The sequence below is a fragment of the Kineococcus rubinsiae genome (genome assembly GCF_011839805.1).
GTDB classification, from domain to species: domain Bacteria; phylum Actinomycetota; class Actinomycetes; order Actinomycetales; family Kineococcaceae; genus Kineococcus; species Kineococcus rubinsiae.
Genome location: NZ_VWPY01000010.1, coordinates 1 through 22,402 on the forward strand (window position 1 = coordinate 1; position 22,402 = coordinate 22,402).

16 protein-coding genes and 1 pseudogene are annotated in these 22,402 nt (G+C 76.0%); 7 read left to right on the forward strand and 10 right to left on the reverse strand.

From position 1 onward, the window contains the following. A pseudogene (locus F1544_RS07780) lies at positions 1-614 on the forward strand (hypothetical protein); the annotation flags it as partial. 27 nt (positions 615-641) lie between these two features. On the opposite strand, the gene F1544_RS07785 reads toward F1544_RS07780, so the two are convergent. The 5 genes from F1544_RS07785 to F1544_RS07805 form a co-directional block, all read right to left on the reverse strand. Beyond that, positions 642-1,037 carry a rhodanese-like domain-containing protein gene (locus F1544_RS07785; protein WP_167583949.1) on the reverse strand — a complete coding sequence of 132 codons (396 nt, stop codon included), beginning with the start codon at positions 1,035-1,037 and terminating at the stop codon, positions 642-644. 35 nt (positions 1,038-1,072) lie between these two features. Then, entirely contained in the window at positions 1,073-2,794 is a 1,722-nt protein-coding gene (locus F1544_RS26235; protein ID WP_167583951.1) for a hypothetical protein, read from the reverse strand. 127 nt (positions 2,795-2,921) lie between these two features. Next, positions 2,922-4,028 (reverse strand): alcohol dehydrogenase catalytic domain-containing protein, encoded by a 1,107-nt coding sequence (locus F1544_RS07795; RefSeq protein ID WP_167583952.1) that lies wholly within the window; start codon positions 4,026-4,028, stop codon positions 2,922-2,924. Positions 4,029-4,128: 100 nt separating this feature from the next. Beyond that, positions 4,129-5,616, reverse strand: coding sequence for an MFS transporter (locus tag F1544_RS07800; RefSeq protein ID WP_306668950.1), 1,488 nt, complete (start codon positions 5,614-5,616; stop codon positions 4,129-4,131). Between the two features lie 70 nt (positions 5,617-5,686). Continuing rightward, on the reverse strand, positions 5,687-6,730 hold the full coding sequence (locus F1544_RS07805; RefSeq protein WP_167583954.1) for a zinc-dependent alcohol dehydrogenase family protein: 1,044 nt from the start codon (positions 6,728-6,730) through the stop codon (positions 5,687-5,689). 227 nt (positions 6,731-6,957) lie between these two features. On the opposite strand from F1544_RS07805, the gene F1544_RS07810 reads away from it, so the two are divergent. Further along, positions 6,958-9,231, forward strand: a complete 2,274-nt coding sequence (locus F1544_RS07810; protein ID WP_167583956.1) for a TerD family protein — start codon at positions 6,958-6,960, stop codon at positions 9,229-9,231. A 47-nt stretch (positions 9,232-9,278) separates the two neighbouring features. Here the strand turns inward: F1544_RS07810 and F1544_RS07815 are convergent, their stop codons facing one another. Continuing rightward, a complete protein-coding gene (locus F1544_RS07815) occupies positions 9,279-10,256 on the reverse strand; it encodes a GlxA family transcriptional regulator (protein WP_308469944.1) in 978 nt (325 codons plus the stop codon). Positions 10,257-10,340: 84 nt separating this feature from the next. On the opposite strand from F1544_RS07815, the gene F1544_RS07820 reads away from it, so the two are divergent. After that, positions 10,341-10,706, forward strand: a complete 366-nt coding sequence (locus F1544_RS07820) for a cupin domain-containing protein (RefSeq protein WP_167583958.1) — start codon at positions 10,341-10,343, stop codon at positions 10,704-10,706. Positions 10,707-10,742: 36 nt separating this feature from the next. Here F1544_RS07820 and F1544_RS07825 read toward each other — a convergent pair whose 3' ends face one another. Continuing rightward, positions 10,743-11,879: a GNAT family N-acetyltransferase gene (locus tag F1544_RS07825; protein WP_167583960.1), complete on the reverse strand. Its 1,137-nt coding sequence runs from the start codon at positions 11,877-11,879 to the stop codon at positions 10,743-10,745. 169 nt (positions 11,880-12,048) lie between these two features. On the opposite strand from F1544_RS07825, the gene F1544_RS07830 reads away from it, so the two are divergent. Then, positions 12,049-13,548 (forward strand): flavin-containing monooxygenase, encoded by a 1,500-nt coding sequence (locus F1544_RS07830; protein WP_167583962.1) that lies wholly within the window; start codon positions 12,049-12,051, stop codon positions 13,546-13,548. A 68-nt stretch (positions 13,549-13,616) separates the two neighbouring features. On the opposite strand, the gene F1544_RS07835 is transcribed toward F1544_RS07830, so the two are convergent. Together F1544_RS07835 and F1544_RS07840 are read right to left on the reverse strand one after the other, a co-directional pair. Beyond that, positions 13,617-15,077, reverse strand: a complete 1,461-nt coding sequence (locus F1544_RS07835) for an aldehyde dehydrogenase family protein (protein WP_167583964.1) — start codon at positions 15,075-15,077, stop codon at positions 13,617-13,619. A gap of 108 nt (positions 15,078-15,185) precedes the next feature. Next, positions 15,186-16,565 carry a hypothetical protein gene (locus F1544_RS07840; RefSeq protein WP_208971472.1) on the reverse strand — a complete coding sequence of 460 codons (1,380 nt, stop codon included), beginning with the start codon at positions 16,563-16,565 and terminating at the stop codon, positions 15,186-15,188. Between the two features lie 181 nt (positions 16,566-16,746). Here F1544_RS07840 and F1544_RS24155 point away from each other — a divergent pair, with 181 nt between their 5' ends. The 3 genes from F1544_RS24155 (at position 16,747) to F1544_RS07855 (ending at position 20,130) form a co-directional block, all read left to right on the forward strand. Then, positions 16,747-17,166 carry a helix-turn-helix transcriptional regulator gene (locus F1544_RS24155; protein ID WP_167583966.1) on the forward strand — a complete coding sequence of 140 codons (420 nt, stop codon included), beginning with the start codon at positions 16,747-16,749 and terminating at the stop codon, positions 17,164-17,166. 98 nt (positions 17,167-17,264) lie between these two features. After that, the gene (locus F1544_RS07850; protein ID WP_167583968.1) at positions 17,265-17,663 is read left to right on the forward strand and encodes a VOC family protein; all 399 of its coding nucleotides are present in this window, start codon (positions 17,265-17,267) and stop codon (positions 17,661-17,663) included. Positions 17,664-17,742: 79 nt separating this feature from the next. Then, positions 17,743-20,130, forward strand: coding sequence for an ATP-binding cassette domain-containing protein (locus tag F1544_RS07855; RefSeq protein ID WP_167583970.1), 2,388 nt, complete (start codon positions 17,743-17,745; stop codon positions 20,128-20,130). On the opposite strand, the gene F1544_RS07860 is transcribed toward F1544_RS07855, so the two are convergent. Next, on the reverse strand, positions 20,115-22,367 hold the full coding sequence (locus tag F1544_RS07860) for a SpoIIE family protein phosphatase (protein ID WP_308469945.1): 2,253 nt from the start codon (positions 22,365-22,367) through the stop codon (positions 20,115-20,117). The genes F1544_RS07855 and F1544_RS07860 overlap by 16 nt on opposite strands. Positions 22,368-22,402: the final 35 nt, after the last annotated feature.

The window sequence follows — 22,402 nt, forward strand, 5'->3', positions numbered from 1 at the left end:
CCGGTCTGGTGGCCGGGACGGCGCCGCCCCGGCGACCGGCCGCCGCGCGCGAGGCTCGCCGTCCGGTCGCGGCGCTGAGCAGTCGCGAGCATGTCCGGCTGGTGCACGCCGTGGCCCGCGCGGGCTACGAGGCACCCCGGCCCGCGCCCGCGGCCACCCCGGAGCTCGCCGCGCTCACTTCGGCCGTGCGCGCCGCCGTCCCGCCGGGTGAGGACGGGGCGCTGCTGGTGCGGGTCGGGCCGGGGTCCACGAGCCTGCGCACGACCGGTGCCGTGGACGCGCGCACGATCGGCCGTCAGGTGAGCAGGATGCCGAAGGCCCTGTGCGCCGCCGAGTCCGGCGAGTCCGGCCGCTGGACCTTCCTCGCAGTCGTCGTGCGCGGCGACGACCCCGTGCGGGTCTGGCGCGCCTACGACACCGTCCCGCCGTGGTGGCCCGAGGACGACCTTTGGCCGCAGAGCCCCGACCCGGCCGAGGTCGCGGGTCGCCCCGCGGCGTGGCGCCCGCGGTGGGCGGAGCTGGCGCAGGAGGCGTGCCGCACGGACGGGGTCCCCGCCGCGTGGGCCGGTGCGGCGCGGCGGGTGCTGGGGCGCGAGGTGCGCACCGCGCCCTGACCCGGCCGGCGGTGCCCGGTCGTGGGGTCAGGTCCGGAGGTCGACCGGACCCCGGTGCACGGGGAGCCCGGCGGCTATCCAGGCCTCGACCCCGCCGGCCAGGTCGGTCGCGCGGTGCAGGCCGACGGCCCGCAGCGACGCGGCGGCGAGGCTGGAGCTGAACCCGTGGCGGCAGACGACGACGACCAGCCGGTCGGCGTCGACGGCCTCGGGGATGCGCCACGGGCAGGTCGGGTCCAGGCGCCACTCCAGCACGGTCCGGTCGATGACGAGCGCGCCCGGGAACTCGCCCTGCTCCTCGCGGTGGGCGGGGGTGCGGGTGTCCACGACGAGCGCCCCGGCGGCCTGGGCGGCCAGGAGCTCGGCGGGGGAGAGCCGCCCGGACCCCGCGCGGGCCGCGGCCAGGACCTCCTCGATGCCCACGGTCCCAGTCTGGCGACCCCGCTCCCGGCGTCGCGTCAGGGGGTGAGCACCTGGGTGACCCGGCCCGTGGCCGCGTCCAGGCGGAGCTCCCCGCCGGCGAAGACCTGGCGCGTCCCGCCGGGGACACCGACCTCCTCGGCGGTGGGCATCCCGAGCGCCGAGGCCTCCGAGCCGGCGGCCTCCCACGCCGTGCGGAAGGCGCCGCGGACGGTGGCGAGGCGGGCGACCTCACCCGTCGCCGTCGAGGCGGTCGACGCGCAGAGCACACCCCCCGTGAAGCGCTGCAGCAGTGCGGACCTGCCGCCGGAGGTGACGGACACGGCCTCGGTGGTGGGGTAGCCGAGCACGCCCCGCTCCCAGCCGTGCGCCGCCCAGTAGCTGCGCAGCTGCCAGGGGGAGTCGGGACCCACGCCCTGGTCGGCGACGACGTGGGCGCCGGTGGCCTGCGTCCAGTAGATGCTGGCCGCGGCGGCGAAGTGGTTGTAGCGCCCGACGCCGTCGGGGGTCGCGAGCTCGTCGGTGACGGGCAGCCCCAGGCGGTGGACGGTGACCTCGTCGCTCCAGTACGGACCCTGGTAGCGCTCGGCGATCGCCCCGCCCACCAGGCGGGCGGGGCGGCTGCCGTCCATCGGCGCGTAGAGGGTCCCCGCGTCGAAGCGCTGGCGCCACGTGTCGCCCGGCTTCCCCTCCGCCGTGCGGGCCAGGGCGAACGGCTCGGTGTCCGTGCGCGGCCAGCCCAGCGGACCCCGCTCGGCGCCGGAGGAGAACCACCGCTGCGCGACGGCGCTGTCGTAGACGAACGTCCCCGAGACGCCCTGGTAGTACCAGCCCCGCTCGAAGCGCTGACGGATCGTGCCGGGCCCCAGGGGTTCCGGGTCGGCGGTGGGGTAGCCGGGCACGTCGAAGGGCATGAGGCGGCGGGAGTTCTGCAGGTACGCCACCACGGCCAGGTTCCCGCCCACGGCGTGCGTCCCGGTCGTCGACGTCGACCAGACGCGGGCGTTGGCGAAGGTGGTGAACGTCGCGAGGCCGTCCTGCGTGCCGACCGCGCTGCCGGTCGGGCGGCCCAGGCGCCCCGCCGGGCCCCCGGCGGCGGCCCAGTAGTCGGCGACGGGTCCGCGCACGACGTGCCCGAGCGCGTCCGGACCCACCACGAGCCGCCCGAACTCCGCCGCCCAGGTGCGGGTGCCGTCGGGGTCCGTGGTGGGCGTGGCCGCCAGGTCACCGATGGACTGCGGCTGACCCGGGGCGTTCGAGCCGCTCGCCGTGAAGTTCGCGGCGTCCGACCAGCCGTCGCACGGGGTGGTCCGCACCGTGCGCTGCGCCACCTCCGTCCCGGTGGGCCGCTCGAGCAGCCGCACCGTCGTGGTGCCCACGGGCTCCGTGAGGCGCACCGCGGCCTGGACGGTGCCGACCTCACCCACGGGCGTCAGGTACGTCTCGCCGTCGTGGTCGGCGACGACGTCGTAGCGCTCGGCGGTGCCCGGGCGGCGCCAGGACACCGACAGGGTGGCGCCGTCCACACCGCAGACGGCCCGGACCGTCAGGACGGGGGTGCTGCGCTGGGCCCGCTCGACCAGGGGCACCGGCGGAACCGTCGTCGCGGCGCGCGCCGGCGGCCCGGCCAGGGTGAGGGCGAGCGCCGCGGCGAGGCCGCCGGCCACCCGGGCGGCGGTGAGGACGGGACGGCGGGCGCCAGAGCTGCTGATGACGGGGGTGCTGATGACGGGGGTGCTGATGACGGGAGTGCGGGTCACGGTGGTGCTCCGGGTACGGGCCCGGACGCCGGGCGGTGCGCCGGGACGTCCCGGTTCCCCTCAACGGTAACGGTGCGTCGACTCACCGTGACGCTTTTCGCAAGAGGTTGCCGTGCGGGGAGATCCCTCAGTCGAGGACGACGACCTGCCGCACGGCGCGGCCGTCGGCGAGCTCGTCCATCGCCTCGTTGAGGTCGTCCAGGCCGATCCGGCGGGTGATCAGCCGGTCGATCGGCAGCCGACCCGCGCGCCACCACTCGACGAAGGTGGGGACGTCGCGCGCCGGGACGGCGGAGCCGAGGTAGCTGCCGATGACGGTGCGGGCCTCGGCGGTGACGACGGCCGGGGAGATCTCCGCGCGCGCCGCGGGGTCCGGCAGGCCGACGGTCACCGTCCGCCCACCCGGCCGGGTGGCCGCGAACGCGGTCTCGAAGGCGCGGGGGTGCCCGGCGCACTCCAGGGCGTGGTCCCCGCGGATCCCGAGGTCGGCGACCTCCGCGGGCGTGTGCGCCGAGGTGGCGCCCAGCTCCCGGGCGAGCTCGAGCTTGGACTCCAGGGCGTCGACGGCGATCACGGGGCCCGCGCCCAGGGCGACGGCGGCGAGCAGGGCGGACATCCCGACGCCCCCGAGGCCGACGACGACCACGGACTCCCCGGGCTCGGGGCGCACGGCGTTCAGCAGGGCGCCGCCGCCGGTCAGCACGGCGCACCCGAGCACGGCCGCCACCTCGGGCGGCACGTCGTCGTCGACGGGGACGAGGGAGGCCCGGTCGACGACGGCGTGGGTCGCGAACGCGGACACGCCCAGGTGGTGGTGAACGGGGGAACCGTCGCGGGTGAGGGCGCGCGAGCCGTGCAGCAGCGTGCCGGCGGTGTTCGACGCGGTGCCCGCGGAGCACGGCAGCCGGCCGCCGGTCCGGCAGCCGGCGCACGCCCCGCAGCGGGGGAGGAACGTCATGGTGACCCGCTGCCCGGCGCTCAGGTCGTCGGCCTGCGCGCCCGTGCGCACGACCCGTCCCGCGGCCTCGTGCCCGAGCAGCATGGGCACCGGCCGGGTGCGGTGGCCGTTGACGACCGAGAGGTCGGAGTGGCACACGCCGGCGGCCTCGACCCGTACCAGCACCTCGGTCGGGCCCGGCTCGGCCAGCTCGAGCCGGCTGATCGTCAGCGGGCGCGACGTGGCGTAGGGCCGCGGGCGGCCGATCTCCTCGAGCACCGCACCGGTGATCTGCACGACCGCCTCCTCGCCTGTTGCGCCACGTCCGTCCGCCGCCCGCGTCGGCCGCGGAACTCCGGCGACCGTACGCCCGTGGCCCGAGCGCCCCGGCCGAACCTCAGCGCGCCGCGACGGCCGTCCGCTCCAGCGCCGTGCTCCCGGGGGCGCCGATGCGCAGGCTGTTCACGGCGGTCAGCAGCAGCAGCGCGGCGCACACCAGGAGGCTGGTGCGCAGGCCCGGGAGGAAGCCCGCCGGCTCCGCGATCAGCGCGCCGAACACCGCGATGGCCACCGCCCCGCCGATCTGCCGGAACGTGTTTAACACGGCGCTCGCGGTCCCGGCCCGTTCCGGCGCCACGCCTTCGAGGACGACGCCCGTGACCGGCGGCATGGCCAGCGACCCCCCGGCGCCGACGGGGACCAGGGCCAGGGCGACCAGCCACGGCCAGCCGTCGGCGGGGTCGGTGGCCGCGGTCGCCGCGACGAGCGCCACGAGCCCGGCCACCATCGAGAGCTGCCCGGCCACGACGGGCACCCGCGTCCCGAGGCGGTTCGTCACCGGTCCGCTGGCGAGGTTGCCGACGACGGCCAGCAGCGCCGCCGGCACGAAGACGAGCCCGGCGTGCAGCGGGCTCAGGCCCAGCTGCTGCTGCAGGAACAGGCTGACGACGAACACGTGGCCGAGGTTGGCGACCATGAAGGTGAACCCGACCGGCAGGGCCAGCCGCATCCCGCGGGCGGCGAACAGCTCCAGCGGCAGCATCGGGGCCCGGCCCTTCGCCTGAACCCCCACGAACGCGGCGAGTGCAGCGACCGCGACCGCGAGGGCGGCCAGCACCTCGGGTTCCGCGAAGCCGGAGTGACCACCCTCGATGAGCCCGAACACCAGTGCGGACAGCGCCACGACGGCGAGCACCTGCCCGGCGACGTCGAAGCGGGCCGGGCGCACGGGGGAGGGGGCCACCAGCAGCAGCAGGCCGAGCATCAGGACCCCCACGGGGACGTTGATCGTGAAGATCCACCGCCAGTCGACGCTGGTCAGCAACCCGCCGAGGGGCTGCCCCAGCACGGCCGAGACGGCCCCGCCGACCGCCCAGATGCCCAGCGCCCGGGCGCGGCGGCGGGGGTCGGGGAACGCCTCCCGGATGAGGGCCATCGACGCCGGGAGGACGATCGCGGCGCTCGCGCCCTGGGCGCAGCGCGCGGCGACGAGCGCCCCCGCGCCGGGGGCGAGCGCGCAGGCCGCGGAGGTGAGGGTGAAGGCGACGATGCCGACGACGAGGGCCCGGCGCGCGCCGATGCGGTCGGCGAGGTTGCCCGCGAACAGCAGCAGCGCCGCGAACAGCAGCGTGTACCCGTCGATGATCCACTGCTGCCCGCGGACGCCGCCTCCGAGCTGCTCGCGGATGCTGGCCAGGGCGACGTTGACGATGGACACGTCGAGGGTGATGAGGAAGAACCCCAGCGAGGCGACGGCGACGACGACCCGGGCCCGCGGACCGTCCGGGAGGTGCGCGTCCGAGGCCGGTGCGGCCGAGCTCGCGCGAGGGACGCCACCGCACTGCGCCGGGGTGGTCGGGGAGCAGGAGGACTCGGTGCTGGACAGGTCGACCTCACGGGTGCGGCGGCGGGGGAGGCCCCCATCGTCGCAGCCGGGGCCCCGACCGGCCCGGTGGTCAGCTCGCGGGGGCCTCGTCCGGCCAGGTGATGCCGACCTTCCCGCCGGCCGCGGCGTCCGCGACCGCGTAGGCCTCGCCCGCCCGCGCCAGGGGGAAGACGTCGGTGACGACCCTCTCCGGGTGCAGGCCCCAGCGCGCCAGGTTCCGCAGCAGCTCGCCCATCCGCACCGTGGAGGAGACCCACGAGCCGTGGACGGTGAGCTGGCGGTGGATGAGGACCTCGCTCACGTCGACGCTGAGCTGCCCGCCCTCGCCGACGAGCGCCGCCCGGCCCCAGCGGCGGGTGTGGCGCAGCGCGGTGAGCTGCCCGAACCCGTTGCCGGAGCAGTCCACCGACGTCTCGGCGCCGTCGCCGAGGAGGTCGGTGAGCTCGTCGTCGCCGCCCGCGACGGCGGAGTCGACCGCGCCCAGGCGCAGCGCGAGCTCGCGCCGTTGCGGGCTCGGGTCGGTGCCGACCACGAGGGAGGCGCCCATGGCCTTGCCCAGCAACCCCGCGGCGAGGCCGACGGGGCCCAGGCCGACGACGAGCAGGCGGCCGCGGCCGGACACGTCGAGGCGGCACAGCGCCTCGTAGGCCGTCGCGAAGCCGCACGCGACGCACGCGCCGTCGAGGAACGTCAGCTCGTCGGGCAGGACGAGCAGGTCCCGCTCCTCCGCGAGGAGCAGGTCGGCGTGCCCGCCGTCGCGCTGCCAGCCGTAGGCCGCGCGCGTCGGTGCGGTGCAGCTGATCTGGTACCCGCGGCGGCAGTCGTCGCACTGCCCGCAGCCGCTGATGTGGTAGACGACGACGCGGTCGCCCACCCGGATCCGTCCCACGCCCTCGCCGACCGCGCTGACCCGTCCGGCGGGCTCGTGGCCGCCCACCACGCCCTGGTAGGCCTCCGGCCCCTCGCCCAGGTGCTCGCGGTAGATCGCCCGCAGGTCCGACCCGCAGATCGTCGAGGCGCGCATCGCGACGAGCACCTGCCCCGGGCCGGGCGTGGGGTCGGGGACCTCGCGGAGGTCCACCTCGCGGTGGCCGGGCAGGTAGGCGGCGTGCATCGGGACCTCCGGGGACGGCGTGGAGGCGCCAGTCTGCTCATCCGTGCCGCCCGGTGGTGCGGCGGGGTTGTGCGGTGCCGACCTCGGCACCCCGTACCCGGCTGACGACGCGCTCGGCGCGGGAGTCCGGGCGCGAGGGCCGGTGCCGAGACGGTGCGACTGCGTCCGTTCGGGCGGACCTCGGTAGTTCGCTGCGGACATCGCTGACGCACAGTCACACTGCTGACGTGGACGACACCTCTCTGCTGAAGGGCGCCAACCGGCTGCTCTCCGCCGATTCGCTGCTGCTGCGCGCCGTCATCGGCTGGGACGAGGGCGTCGACGGCGCCGCCGACGTGGACGCGTCGGCTCTCCTGCTGGACGCCGACCGGCGGGTCCGCAGCGACGAGGACTTCGTCTTCTACAACCAGACGACGTCCAGTGACGGCTCGGTCGAGCACACGGGGAGGAGCAGCACCGACTCCGGTGCGGAGGAGCGGATCCGCCTCGACCTCGCCCGGCTGCCGTCCGACGTCCACTTCGTGGTCCTGGCGGCCAGCGTCACCGAGGGCACCGTCGCCGACGTCGCGAGCCTGCGCCTGGACGTCACGTCGGGCGACGGCGTCGTCGCGAGCATCGCGGCGACCGGTGGCGGCACGGAGACGGTGCTCGTCCTCGGTGAGCTCTACCGCCGGGGTGAGGACTGGAAGGTGCGCGCCGTCTGCCAGGGCTGGGAGGACGGGTTGTCGGGTCTGGCCACCGACTTCGGGGTCAGCGTCGCCGACAGCACCGGCGAGGACGACGACGAGGTCGGCGCCCTGGAGCCGGAGGAGCCGGCGGCCCTCGTCGAGCAGGACGTCGACCCCCTGACCGTGGAGCTCGCCGACAGCGTCGACGACCTCCCCGGATCGGAGGAACTCGTCGAGGTGGTCGAGGCGGAACCTCCGACGCCCGCCGCCGCGTCGTCGCCGGACGTCCCGTCGACGTCCTACCTGCCCCTGCCTCCGGCGGCCGTAGAGTCCGAGCCGGGTGCGCCTGGGCCGGCGGCGGCGGACGTGCCGCCGTCCCCCGTGGTGGCTGCGGCGGTCGTCCCGGCCTCGTCGACGGCCCGCGTCGCCGGTCGCGCCGGCGGAGTCCGCACCCGCAAGGCCAAGACTCCGCTGCCGGTCCCGCCTCCGCTCCGCCTGCGCCTGAAGGACTCCTGGCAGCCCGCGCGCCTCTTCTCGATCTCCGGCGTCGGTTCCGGCGAGGAGCAGGAGAAGCGGGCCACCTCGGCCCTGCTCGCCACGATGACGGGGGTTCGCCCCTTCGCCCGCAGTCTGACCACGCACTTCGGTGCGCCGGCCGGTCTCGTGGAGACCTACCTGGAGGTTCCGTTCCACCTGGGCGAGAGCACGGTCATCCCGGACGGGGTCATGCGCGTGCAGCGGGCGAACCGGGACTGGACGGGCCTGCTGGAGGTCAAGACCGGCGACGGTCAGCTGCAGCGCCAGCAGGTGGAGAACTACCTCGACGTGGCGCGGGACCAGGGTTTCGACGCCGTCATCACGTTGTCGAACGAGATCTCCCCCGGCGACGGGGAGCACCCGGTCGAGGTCGACCGGCGCAAGCTCCGCGGCAAGGTCGCCCTGTTCCACCTCTCGTGGTCCGAGGTCCTCCACGAAGCCCGGATGACCCTGACGCATCGCGGCGTCGCAGACGCCCACCAGGCCTGGCTGCTCAACGAGCTGATCCGGTACCTGGAGCACCCGCGCTCCGGCACCACGGGCTTCGAGGACATGGGTCCCGCCTGGGTGACGGTGCGGGAAGCGGTCGCCGCCGGGACCCTGCGGGCCGCTGACCGGAAGGCGCCGGCGGTGGCGCAGTCCTGGATCCGCCTCGTCCGCCAGCTCCGTCTGACCCTCACCGCCGAACTCGGCGTGAGCGTCACCCACGTCCTGCCGCGCAGGATCGCGTCCGACCCGGTCGCCCGCCTGCAGGCCACCACCGCTCAGCTCGCGGGGACGGGGCAGCTGGAGGCGACCCTGCGCGTGCCCGGCGCCGTCGGCCCGGTCACCGTCGTCGCCGACGTCCGCACCAGCCAGGTCCGCACGAGCGTGCGGGTCCCCGCGCCCCAGGAGGGCGGCGCGCAGCGGCGGGTGACGTGGCTGCTGCGGCAGCTGAAGGAGGCCCCCGCGGACCTCCTCATCGAGGCGTCGTTCACCGGACGCCCCGAGACCACGTGCGAGCAGTTGCGCGTCGTCCGCGAGAACCCCCTCGTCCTGGTGTCGGACAAGGGTGCGGACATCGCCGCCTTCACCCTCATCCACGGCGCCGCGCTGGGGACCAAGCGCTCCGGCGTGAAGAACGCGTTCGTCCCCTCGGTCACGGGCGCCGTCCAGACGTTCTACCGCGCGGTGGTGCAGCCGCTGCGGCCCTGGGTGGCTGCCGCTCCCAAGCTTCCCGACGAGCTCACCGGCATGGCGCCCGACGATGCGGACGACGTCCCGGAGGCGGACCCGGCCGACGAGGCGGTGGGCTAGGGCACTCCCTCCAGGCACCCGGCCCGCCGTCCCTCAGGTCGTCTGCGTCACCGGGGTGCCGCCGCGACCGAACGGGCGCGGTACTGCGCGGGGCTCAGGCCCGTGTGCCGGCGGAAGCGGGCGCGGAGGTTGGCGCCCGTGCCCAGGCCGCTGCGGGAGGCGACGGCGTCCAGGTTCGTGCCCTGCTCGATCAACCGGCGCGCGAGCTCGACCCGCTCCCCGGTCAGCCAGGTGAGCGGGGTGGTGCCCAGCTCGGTGCGGAAGCGGCGGTGCAGCGTCGTGACGCTCACGTTCGCGTGCCGCGCCAGGTCGGCCATCGCCAGCGGCTGGTCCAGCCGCTGCTGCGCCCAGGCGAGGGTGCTCGTCAGCGGCGGCACCACCGCGGCGGGGACGGGGCGCTCGACGAACTGCCGCTGACCTCCGTCGCGGTAGGCGGCGAACACGAGCCGCCGGCTGACCGAGTTCGCGGCCTCGGCGCCGTGGTCGAGCCGCACGAGGTGCAGCGCGAGGTCGAGGGCGGCGGCGCTGCCGGCGGAGGTCAGCACGTCGCCGTCGTCGACGAAGAGGACGTCGGGCTGGAGCCGGACGGCGGGGAAGCGGCGCCGGAACTCCTCGGCGAGCTGCCAGTGCACGGTGGCCGGGCGGCCGTCGAGGACCCCGGCCTCGGCGAGGGTGAACGCTCCGGTGCACAGCCCGACGAGGCGGGCTCCGCGGTCGGCCGCGCGCCGGACGGCGGCGATCACGTCGGGGTGGTGCGGCGTGTCCACGTCCGGGCGGTTGGGCACCACCACGGTGTGCGCGGCGTCGAGCTCGCCGAGGTCCCCCGCGTCGGTGAAGGTGAAGAGGCCGTCGCGGGCCGTGGCCCGCCCACCCGGAGCGACCACCCGCAGGTCGTAGAGCTCGCGGCCCAGGTCGGCATGCCGGCGCGCGCCGAACACCTCGCAGACGCAGCCCACCTCGAACGGGTTGGAGTTCTCGTCGACCAGCAGCGCCACCCGCAGGGGTTGGTCGGATCGTTGCGGCACGTGGTGATCCTGGCACGCCGCGGGGCGCCGGCCGCTGCGACGCTCGTCCGGTCCCGCCGTCCGGGTGGGGGATCGGAGGAGGACGTGGCGAAGGTGGACCTCGCGGCCGAGGCGGCCGGGCTGACCGAGTTCTGGTCGCAGCGCGTGGTCGCGTCGGCGAACGGCGACCTGTTCAAGGTGGCCAAGGGCGTCGGCTCGACGACGTGGCACACGCACGAGGACCAGGACGAGACGTTCCTCGTGCTCTCGGGGCGCCTGACGGTGCAGCTGCGCACGGGCGACGTGGAACTCCTGCCGGGGGAGCTGCTCGTCGTGCCCCGCGGCACCGAGCACTGCCCGGTGGCGCACGAGGAGGCCCGGTTCCTCCTCGTCGGGCCGGCGGTCACCTCGACCGCGGCGGGGGGCAAGCCCGACTGGAGCCGGGACGGGGGTTCGCCGCCGGCCCGGTGACCGGGCCGGAGGACGGGCGGCGGCCCGTCGGCCGCGTCAGACGCGGTGGGCGTTGCGCGCCTCGCGGTAGCTGGCCAGGACGCGGGCGGTCTCCAGGCCGACGTGCAGGGCCTGCGACCGCCGGCGCGGGGCGACGATGGAGAACTCGGTGGTCGTCTCGACCTGCTCCGTCCAGCGCAGCTTCGCCTGGTTCGGTCCCGTGGAGAGGTTGATCTGGCGGTGGCCCGCCTCCTGGGCGTCCTTGACCGCCAGGGACAGCAGGTAGGTGACGGCGGAGTAGGGCCAGGCGCGCTCGGAGACACCCGACGTCGAGCTGTAGCCCGCGGAGCTGGTGTGCAGGACGAGCTGGCTGGCGGAGACCTCGTCGCCGATGAGCAGCTCGTAGACGCTGGCCCGGCCGCGCTCCCCGGTGCGGCGGACCACGTCGCGCAGGTACTCGCGCACCCGGGGGTCGGCGAAGATGTCGGCGTGCACGGGCCGGCCGTCGCGCAGCCCGGCGCGCTCGCTGTGCAGCGCGGCGAGGCGGTCGTAGGCCGCGGGCACGTCGGCGGCCCCGGTGACCCGGCGCACGGACCAGCCGTCGGCCCCGAACTCGCGGGTGAGGCGGTTGCGGGCGCGGCGCAGGGACTCCTTGAGGTTGCGCCGGCCCGTGTAGACGTCGACCTCACCGCCGAGGTGCAGGACGGCGGCGGCCTTCGTGCGGCGCTGCAGCAGGGTGAAGGAGTGGTCGGGCAGCCACTCGGGTTCCAGCCACGGGGCGGCGGTCCCCAGCACGAGGCGCGAGCAGTCCCAGGCGCCCTCCTCGGCGCACAGGTGCCCGACGACGGCGCGGGCGACGTCGCGGCCGCACTCGGGGGCGGCGAGCAGCGACGGGAGCTCGTACGGCCCGATCCAGGCGCCGCCGGCGCCGATGGACTGCACGATGGTGGCCAGGCCGCGCAGCTCGGACCGGCGGTAGAGCGGGGCGACGCCGACGAGGCGCGCCCCGTCCCGGACCTCCAGGACGAACGGCTCCGAGCGCGGGTCGTCGGTGAAGTGCTCCAGCCAGGTCACGGCCCAGTCGGGGCCGCTGAACGGGTTCGGGTCGCCGGAGGCGTCGTGCAGCGCCTGCCAGTCCGCGACGAGTGCCTGCACCGAGCTCAGGTGGCGGTGCTCGGTGATCTGCAGGTCCATGGGCCAACCGTTCCTCGGGGACGTCGTCCTGACGGGATCGGCGGGCACCGCTCACGCCTTGAGGTCCCGCCCCGGGCGGGCGCACCCGGGCGGGTGAGCCGGGGCCCGCCGGGGCGGTGCGGGCCGCGCGCCGCCTACAGCGGGTGCTCGCCGCACCCGATGGGAGGGCATGAAGATCGCCGTGGTCGGCGCCGGGCCGTCGGGCCTGAGCACCGCAGCCGTCCTGCAGCAGTTCGGTCACGACGTCGTCGTGTTCGAGAAGGCGCCGGACGTCGGGGGCGTGTGGAGCGCGACCCGCGCCTACCCCGACGTGGCGACGCAGGACGACCGGGTCTCCTACGCGTTCTCCGACGTCCCCCACGCGGGCGACGCCCCCGTCCACCCCACCGGCGCGCACGTGCGCGCCTACCTGGAGCGCTACGCGCAGGCGAAGGGGATCGCCGCCCACGTCCGCTGCGGCACGCGCGTGGTCGCCGCCGCGCCCGGGCCGGACGGCGGCTGGCTCGTCGACGTGGTCGACGCGGCCGGGCCGGCGCGCCACGCGGTGGACTGGCTCGTGGTGGCCAGCGGCGTCTTCTCCACCCCGCACGTGCCCGCCTGGCCCGGCCGCGCGGAGTTCGAGGCCGCCGGCGGGCGGGTCGTGGAACCCACCCAGCTCGGCGACGGCGCCGTCCTCGCCGGCCGCGACGTCGTCGTGGTCGGCTGGGGCAAGACGGCCTGCGACGTCGCGGTGGCCACCGCGCGCACGGCGCGCTCGACGACCGTGGTCGCCCGCGCGGTCCGCTGGAAGATCCCCAAGCGCATCGTCGGGGGCCTCACCTTCCGCCACCTCCTGCTGACCCGCCTCGGCGAGCACGTGATGGCGCCGGAGCGGACGTCGCCCGCCGCGCGCCTGCTCGCCGTGGGCAGCCTGCCGCTGCGGCGCGCGTCGCTGTGGTGGCTCGAGCAGGTCATCGCCCGCCGCACGGGCCTGCGCGCGGTCGGGCTGCTGCCCGACGTCCGTCTGCCGCAGTCGGACAGCCTCGTCACCGACGGGTTCTTCGAGGCCGTCGCGCAGGGGCGCGTCGCGGTCCGCCGCGAGCGCTCCGTCGCGGCGCTGGAGGTCGTCGACGGGGTTCCCGGTGTCCGGCTCTCCGACGGCGCCCGCGTGCCCGCCGACGTCGTGGTCGCCGCGACCGGGTTCGACCAGGAGCTGTCCGTGTTCGGCCCCGCGGTGCAGGCGGCCCTGCTGGACGAGGACGGCGTGCTCGCGCTGCACCGCCGCATCCTGCCCCTGGACGTCCCGCAGCTCGCCTTCGCCGGCTGGGGGAACACCTACCGCAGCCCGCTCAGCGCCGAGGTCGGGGCCGTGTGGCTCGCGGGTCACCTCGCCGGCGTCGTCCCCCTGCCGGGGCGCGCGGAGTTCCTGCGCACCGCCGAGCGCTACCACCTGACCCACGCGCAGGCCGCGGCCCACGGGCAGCCGCAGCTGCCGTCGGGCTCGTTCGCCGCGCTGGACCAGCTGCTCGACGACCTCGGGCTGCCGCTGCCCGTCGCGGTGCGGCGCGGGCAGTGGACCCGCCCGCTGCAGCCCGCCAGCTACGCCGACCTCGTCCCGCGGCTGCGCGAGCGTCTCGCGGCGCCGGCCCGCTCGGCGGGCAGCACCCCTGCGCCGCAGCCGGTCCGCTGACGGGACACCGGTGCGCGGGGGCTCCGCGCACCGGTGCGCGGGGGGCTCCGCGCACCGGTGCCCGCCCGTCAGAAGGGGTAGGCGGGCAGGTCGCCCCGCACCGTCACCCACTGCGTCTCGGTGAACGCCTCGATGTTCGCGCCCGGACCGCCGTGGCGGGACCCGGTGCCCGAGGCGCCGACCCCGCCGAACGGGGCGACCGCCTCGTCGTTGACCGTCTGGTCGTTGATGTGGACGAGCCCGGACGGGATGCGCTCGGCCAGCTGCAGCCCCGCGTAGACGTCGCGCGTGAGGATGCCCAGGGAGAGGCCGTAGTCCGTGCCCGCGGCCAGGTCGGCGACCTCGTCGAGGGAGGAGAACGGCGTCACCGGGGCGACGGGGCCGAAGATCTCCTCCTGGTAGGCGGGGTGGTCGACCGTGACGTCGGCGAGCACCGTCGGCCGGTAGAACAACCCCTCGAACGTCCCGCCCGTGCGCACGCTGGCCCCCGCCGCGACGCTCGCGGTCACGAGGCCGTGCACGCGGTCGCGCTGCCCGGCGTCGATGAGGGGGCCCAGGGCGACCTGGTCGCGGAACGGGTCGCCCACCGGCAGGTGCGCGACCTTCTCGGCCAGGACCTGCGTGTACTCCTCCGCGATGGACTCGTGCACCAGGTGGCGCGAGGTGGCCATGCAGATCTGGCCGGAGTGCGAGAACGTCCCCCACGCCCCCACCGACGCGGCCGCCGCCACGTCCACGTCGCCGAGCACGATGAGCGCGGAGTTCCCGCCGAGCTCCAGGTGCGCCCGCTTGAGGTGGCGCCCGGCGAGCTCGCCCACGGCGCGCCCGGCCCGGGTGGAGCCGGTGAACGCGATGACCCGGACGGCGGGCTCCGTCACCAGCGCCGCACCGACGTCCGCGCCGCCGGGCAGCACCTGCAGCACGCCTGCGGGCAGGCCCGCCTCCTCGAACACCCGCGCGAAGAGCGCCCCGCCGCTGACCGCCGTGCGCGGGTCGGGCTTGAGGATCACCGCGTTGCCCAGCGCCAGCGCCGGGGCCACCGCCCGGATCGCGAGGATCGTCGGCACGTTGAACGGGGCGATGACCCCGACGACGCCCACCGGCACCCGGCGCGCGAAGGACAGCCGGGGGGAACCGCTGCGCAGCAGCTCGCCGTAGGGGTGCCCGGGCAGCGCCGACGCCTCGTAGCACTCCTGCGCGCTCGTGTGCACCTGGAAGCCGCCGAAGGGGAGGATCGCCCCCGACTCCCGCGCCAGCCAGCCGGCCACCTCCTCGCCGTGCGCGCTCAGGACGTCCCCGGCCCGGCGCAGCACCGCGGCGCGCTCCTCGAACGACGTCGCCGCCCACGCCCGCTGCGCCGCCACGGCCCGCACGGCCGCGTCGTGCACGTCCTCGGGGGTCGCCGCCCCCACCTCGCCGAGCGTGTCGCCCGTGGCGGGCTCGACGGCGCTGTAGGTGCCGCCCCGCCCCGGCGTCCACGCACCCGTCCAGACCTTGCCCTGCCACGCGCCGTCGTCCAGGAGTGCCACGTCGTTCCTCTCTGCGGGCCGCCTCGCTGGGGCCCTCTCCGCCGGATCACAGCAGGTCCGCGCCCGCCCCGCCAGTGCCCTTGCGCCGGGCGGTGGACGCGGCGCCCCTCAGGAGGTCCGGTAGCGGCTGCTGGCGTAGCCGGGGAACGGCGCGGGCGCCACGACCGCGCGGACCTCCACCTGGCGGTGGGGTTCGACCTGCGGCTTGCGGGAGTTCGGCTCCTCGCCCCACACGACGACGACCTCGCTGCCGTCCGCCAGGTCCGCCGCCACCGTGGCCAGGGACAGGAACGAGCGCTCGTTCGCCACGTAGCCGCAGTCCAGCGACAACCCGGCGTGCGCGCCCTCGTGCCGCACCTCGTCCACGTGGTGCAGGGCGTAGCGGGCCTTCGGCAGCTCGATGAACTTCGCGGGCAGCTCCTCGTCGAACAGCGTCGCCTGCGCGGCCGCCACGTCCCGCCGGTCCCACACCAGGGTGACCTTGCGCCGCCGCGGTGGGGCGGCCGCGACGGCCTCCAGCGCGCTGCGGCCCAGGAAGTCGTGGTCGAAGGCGACGCTGCGCCCGTAGCCCAGGTCGTCCGGGGACAGCGAGTAGTCCTCGATGTCGGGGGAGGCGAAGCTGCCGCCCAGCGACCCCGCCCGGGCCGCCGGCAGCCAGTCCCGGTACGCGGCCGTCGAGGCCGAGGTGAAGACCGCGGGCAGCGGCGCCGGCACCCACCCGGACTCCAGGTTGGCCGTCGAGTACCCCTTGGCGCCCACCTCGACGAGGTCGTGGTCCGCGCCCGCCCGCAGGATCGCGTCGTGGACCGCCTCGCCCTGCGCCCACGGCCCGAACAGCTCGAACCCCGGCTGCCCCGCCATCCCGTGGCGCAGCGCCCGCACCCGGTGCCCCGCGACCTCGAACTCCGCCGTGCGGAAGAACCTCACCTCCGGCACCGGCCCGCCGATCAGCTGCTCCACCACGGCCAGCGCCGTGGGGCCCTGCAGCTCGTAGCGGTACAGCGTCGGCGCGCCGCGGCGCACGATCGAGTTCCCGTCGCGCTGCAGCTGGACCCGGTACCCGCCCGTCTCGGCGTGGAACTGGACCCAGTCGATCACCATCGGGTGCCCCACCAGGTCCAGGTGGTCCTGCTCCAGGTGGAAGAGGATCGCGTCGCCCACCAGGAGGCCCTCCTCCGTCACGGCGACGAACTGCTTGGCCCCGCCGGGTGCGAACCGGGCGAAGCTGTTCACCCCCGTGTCCGCGAGCAGGCGCAGCGCGTCCGGCCCCGTGAGGAACAGGTCCGTCATGTGGTGCGACTGGTCCAGCAGCGCGCACGAGCGCCGCCACGACAGCTGCTCGCTGCGCCAGTTGCTGAACTCCGCCGTCACCGGGAAGACGGTCGGGCGGGCCGGGGAGTGCCGCAGCAGCTGCTCGGCGCTGCCGGCGCGGGCGATGCCCTCCGCGAGCGTCTCGGAGGCCGGCGCGGGCACGGGGGAGGCGGTCACCACGCCACGCTAGGGGCGGCACCCCGCGCCCGGAGGGGACGGACGACCGCCCCCGCCCACCCCCGCGCGGCGCCTGCCGCCACGACGGATGACGTACCCGCCGACGGCGGAGGCCGCTCCCGCGGAACCGGACGGGACGGGTCCCGCTCGCGTAGCGTCGGGGCATGACGCCGGTGCACCCGTGACCCCGGAGGAGCTCGCGACCCTGACGTGCCTGCGCCGCGCGCGCGACCTCATGGACCGCGAGTACGCCCAGCCCCTCGACGTGCCCGCCATGGCCCGCGCCGCCCTCATGTCGCCGGCGCACTTCTCCCGCCGCTTCCGCGCCGCCTACGGCGAGACGCCCTACGCCTACCTCATGACCCGCCGCATCGAGCGGGCCAAGGCCCTGCTGCGCGCCGGGGCCTCGGTCACCGACACGTGCATGGCCGTCGGCTGCACCTCGCTGGGCTCCTTCAGCTCGCGCTTCACCGAGGTCGTCGGATTGACCCCCTCGCAGTACCGGGCCCGCGACCACCGCCACCTCGAGGGCGTCCCGTCCTGCGTGGTCCGCGTCGCGACCCGACCGCGGCGCAGCCGGGTGCCCGCCGGGCGGGCCTGACCCGACGGGGCCCGACCCGACGGGGCCCGACTGGACAGGTCCGGATCGAGCAGGATCGGAGAAGCGCCCGGGCCGTCGCGGCGCCTAGCGTCGACGCCATGCCCGTCACCGTGTCCTCCACCTTCGTCCCCGTCTCCGACCCCGACGCCGCCCTGGGGTTCTACCGCGACACCCTCGGCCTCGAGGTGCGCAACGACGTCGCCTACGGCGGCTTCCGCTGGGTCACCGTCGGGGCCCCCGGCCAGGACGTCGACATCGTCCTGTTCCAGCCGCACGGCGGGCGCTCGCAGACCGAGGGCGACGCGCTGCTGACGCTGGTCGCCCAGGGGTCGCTGCAGGCGGCGATCTTCCGCACCGACGACCTCGACGCGACCTTCGAGAAGGTCCGCGCCTCGGGGGCGGAGGTGCTGCAGGAACCCGCCTCCCAGTCCTGGGGTGCGCGCGACTGCGCGGTCCGCGACCCGTCCGGGAACCTCGTCCGCATCGCCCAGGCGTGAGGCGCCCAGGCATGATGCGCCCAGGCATGATGCGGACAGGCGTGATGCGGCCAGGCCCGCTGCGGCGGAGCGGACGAGCGTGACCGGGGTCCCCGCGGCCCGGGAGGCCGGGCCGCGGCACCCCGCCGACGGCCACGACCTGATCCGCGTGCTCGGGGCGCGCGAGAACAACCTGCGCGACGTCACCGTCGAGATCCCCAAGCGCCGGCTCACGGTGTTCACGGGGGTGTCCGGCTCCGGCAAGAGCTCGCTGGTGTTCGCGACGATCGCCGCGGAGTCGCAGCGGATGGTCAACGAGACCTACAGCGCGTTCGTGCAGGGGTTCATGCCGACGCTCGCGCGCCCCGACGTCGACGTGCTGGAGGGGCTGACGTCCGCGATCGTCGTGGACCAGCGCCGACTGGGGTCGGACCCCCGCTCCACGGTGGGCACGGCCACCGACGCGAACGCGCTGCTGCGCATCCTCTTCAGCCGCCTCGCCACGCCCCACCTGGGCTCCCCGCAGGCGTTCGCCTTCAACGTCGCCTCGGTCAGCGGCGCGGGTGCGGTCACCGTGCAGCGGGGCGGGCGCACGGTGAAGGAGCGCAAGGAGTTCCGCGTCACCGGGGGCATGTGCCCGCGCTGCGAGGGCCGGGGTTCCGTCTCCGACATCGACCTCACGCAGCTCTACGACGCGGAGAAGTCGCTGAGCGAGGGGGCGCTCACGATCCCCGGCTACAGCATGGACGGGTGGTTCGGCCGCATCTTCGCGGGCTCGGGGTACTTCGACATGGACCGGCCGATCGGGCGGTTCACGAAGCGGCAGCTGGAGGACCTCCTGCACCGGCCGCCCACGAAGATCACCGTCGACGGGATCAACCTCACCTACGAGGGGATCATCCCGAAGCTGCAGAAGTCGGTGCTGTCCAAGGACGTCGAGTCGCTGCAGCCGCACGTGCGGGCCTTCGTCGAGCGGGCCGTGACGTTCGCGACCTGCCCGGACTGCGCCGGGACGCGCCTGAACGAGGGCGTCCGCTCCGCCACGATCGCGGGGGTGAGCATCGCCGACGCGTGCGCCTGGCAGGTCAGCGACCTGGCCGCCTGGGTGCACGGCCTCGACGAACCCCCGCTGGCCCCGCTGCTCGCGACGCTCGCCGCGACCCTGGACGCCTTCGTGGGGATCGGGCTCGGCTACCTCTCCCTCGACCGCGCCGCGGGCAGCCTCTCGGGCGGCGAGGGGCAGCGCATCAAGCTGATCCGGCACCTCGGCTCACCCCTGACCGACGTCACCTACGTCTTCGACGAACCCACGACGGGCCTGCACCCGCACGACGTGGCCCGCATGAACGACCTGCTGCTCGCGCTGCGGGACAAGGGCAACACCGTCCTGGTCGTCGAGCACGAACCGGAGACCATCGCGATCGCCGACCACGTCGTCGACCTCGGGCCGGGCGCGGGGACGGCGGGCGGCACCGTGTGCTTCGAGGGCACGTTCGCCGAGCTGCGCGCGAGCGGCACGATCACGGGCCGCCACGTCGACGACCGGACCCCGCTGAAGCCGGCGGTCCGGCGCAGCACCGGCGCGATCGCCGTGCGGGGCGCGAGCACCCACAACCTGCGGGGCGTCGACGTGGACCTGCCGCTCGGGGTGCTGTGCGTGGTGACCGGCGTCGCCGGGTCGGGCAAGAGCTCGCTGGTGCACGGTTCCCTGCCGCCCGGCAGCGACGTCGTCTCCGTCGACCAGACGCCGATCCGCGGGTCGCGGCGCAGCAACCCGGCCACGTACACGGGCCTGCTGGAACCCGTCCGCAAGGCGTTCGCGAAGGCCAACGGCGTGAAGCCCGCGCTGTTCAGCCCGAACTCCGAGGGCGCCTGCCCGACCTGCGGCGGGGTGGGGGTCGTGTTCAGCGACCTGGCGCTCATGGCCGGGGTCGCCACGACGTGCGAGGAGTGCGACGGCAAGCGGTTCTTGGCCGCCGTCCTGGAGCACCACCTCGGCGGGCGCGACATCAGCGAGGTCCTCGCCATGCCCGTGGCCGAGGCCCGGGAGTTCTTCGGGGCGGGGCCGGCGCACACCCCGGCGGCGGCGGCCGTCCTGGACCGCCTCGCCGACGTCGGCCTCGGCTACCTCGGCATCGGCCAGCCGCTCACGTCGCTGTCCGGCGGGGAGCGGCAGCGGCTGAAGCTCGCCACCCACCTGGGCGGGCGGGCCGGCGTCTACGTCCTGGACGAGCCCACCGCGGGCCTGCACCTCGCCGACGTCGAGCAGCTGCTCGCGCTGCTGGACCGGATCGTCGACGGGGGCACGTCGGTGGTGGTCGTCGAGCACCACCTCGCGGTGATGGCCCACGCCGACTGGATCGTCGACCTGGGCCCGGGCGCGGGCCACGACGGCGGCCGCGTCGTGTTCGCGGGGACACCCGCGGACCTGGTCGCGGACGGCTCCACCCTCACGGGCCGCCACCTCGCGGCCTACGTCGGCGGCTGAGGCCCGGCTTCTAGGGACCCGGCTTCCAGGGACCCGGCTTCCAGGGACCCGGCCTCCACGGGAGGCGTCGGCCCGGCGACCTCCGGGCCGGCGTCGGGGGGCCGCGGGCGGTCCTCGGCGTGCAGCCGGACGGCGACGAGCGCGACGTCGTCCTCGGCGCGGGCCGGGATCATCCGGGCCAGGACGCCGTCGCAGAGGTCCTCCAGCGTCGCCCCGGCCAGCTCCGCCACCGCGGCCCGCAACCGGTCCAGGCCCGTGTCGATCGCCTCCCCGCGCCGCTCGACGAGACCGTCGGTGTAGAGCAGGACCGTCGACCCGCTCTCGACGAGCCGCACCGAGTCCGCGCGCCGGTAGCCGGGGTCGATGCCCAGCAGCAGGTCGGGGCGGTCCTCGTCCAGCGTCGAGACGGTCCCGTCCGCGCCGAGCAGCAGCGGCGGCAGGTGCCCCGCGCTGGAGAACCGCAGCTGCCGAAGCCCCTGCTCGTGCTCCGCGGGCGACTGCTCGATGCGGGCCACCAGGGCCGTCGCGGTCGTGTCGACCTGCAGGCCCTGCATCGCCGCGTCCAGGCCGCTGAGCACCTCGGCGGGGGTGCCGCCCGTGGTGTAGGCGATGCCCCGCAGCAGCCCGCGCAGCTGCCCCATCGCCGCGGCCGCGTCGTTGTCGTGGCCCATGACGTCACCGATGACCAGGACGGTCGCGCGGTCGGGCTGCAGGAACGCGTCGTACCAGTCGCCGCCGACCTGCGCGGCCTCGGCCGCGGGCTGGTAGCGCACCGCGACCTGGGTGTGGTCCGGCTCCACGGGGGCCGTGAGCAGGCTGCGCTGCAGGCCCTCCGCCATCCGGTGCTGCTGGGTGAACAGGCGGGCGTTGTCCAGGGCCAGCCCGGCGCGGTCGGCGATCTCCGTGGCCGTCAGCAGGTCCTCGCCGGCCAGCGGGGGGCGGTCCGCGCCCCGGAACAGGGTCACGAGCCCGCACGTGCGCCCGCGGGCCCGCACGGGCAGGACGGCCGCGCTCTCGGGCGCCAGCCGCTGCAGCACCGCGCGGGCCTGCGGGGAGGCCAGGACCTCCGAGATGGCCGGCACCGCACCGGAGGGGATCAGCACCTGCCGGCCCCCGCGCAGCGCCCGGTCGAGGAACGAGCGCGAGCGCAGCGCCCGCATCCGCAGGTCCTGGTAGCCGCCGACCAGCCCGCGCAGGTCCGGGTCCGCGTGCCAGGAGCCGAGGTCGCGCAGCTGGCCGTGGTCGTCGACGAGGCTGACCAGGCACCAGTCCGCCAGGGCGGGCACGAGGTTCTGCGTCAGGCGGGCCACGGCCTCCTCGGCGTCCAGCGTCGACGTCAGGTCCTCGCTGACCCGCGCCAGCAGCTGCAGCCGCTGGGCGGTCGCCTCGGCCGCGTCCTGGTTGGCCCGGGCCCGCTGCAGGGCGGCCTCGAGCTCGGCGCTGGCCGCCTCGGCGGCCTCGCGGGCGGCCTCCGCCTCGGCCTGCGCGCGGCGGCGGGCGGTGACGTCGAGGAAGTACACCGACACCCCGTCGGGGTCCGGCCAGGCCCGCACCTCGTACCAGGCGTCCAGCGGGGGCGGGTAGTACGCCTCGAAGCTGCCGGGTTCACCGCCGGCCGCGACCGCCCGGTAGTGCGTCTCGAAGTCCGAGCCGAGCGCGGCGGGGAACAGCGCCCACACGTCGCCGCCGAGCAGCTCGGCGGCGGGTCGCCCCAGCAGCCGCTCCGCCTCGGCGTTGACGTAGGTGAACCGCCACTCCCGGTCCAGGGAGAAGAACGCCGTGGTCATCGACTCCAGGACCCGCGCCACCCGGGCGTCGGAGTCCCGGGCGGCCGTCGTGTCGTAACCCGCCCCCAGGACGCGGACCGCGCGGCCCGCGGCGTCGGGCACGGCCCGCCCCCGCGCCTGGACCCAGCGGGTCGCCCCGCCGGGCAGCAGGACGCGGTACTCGGCGGCGAACTCCCCGCACCCGTCGATGCACTGCTGGAGGTTCTGCAGGACCCGCGGCAGGTCCTCGGGGTGCAACCGCGCCGTGAACGCCTCGAACGTCGGCTCGAAACCCGCTGCGTCGTAGCCGAACAGCTCGACCATGCGCTCGTCCCAGGTCAGCACCCCGGTCCGCAGGTCCCAGTCGAAGCCGCCGACCCCGGCCGCGGCGATGGCGACCTCCCAGCGCAACCGCCGGGCCCCCTCGTCCGGGGACGCCGGCGCACCGTCGTCCCGGGCCGTTCCGCTCACCACCACGCCGCACCCCGCGCACCCGCGCTGCCGGC

What these genes read in the sequence shown, in the direction of transcription:
- F1544_RS07825 (WP_167583960.1), bottom strand. Translation starts at nt 11,879, where the DNA reads ATGGACCTGCAGATCACCGAGCACCGCCACCTGAGCTCGGTGCAGGCA.
- F1544_RS07805 (WP_167583954.1), bottom strand. Translation starts at nt 6,730, where the DNA reads ATGCACGCCGCCTACCTGCCCGGCCACCGCGAGGTGGACCTCCGCGAG.
- F1544_RS07850 (WP_167583968.1), top strand. Translation starts at nt 17,265, where the DNA reads ATGCCCGTCACCGTGTCCTCCACCTTCGTCCCCGTCTCCGACCCCGAC.
- F1544_RS07830 (WP_167583962.1), top strand. Translation starts at nt 12,049, where the DNA reads ATGAAGATCGCCGTGGTCGGCGCCGGGCCGTCGGGCCTGAGCACCGCA.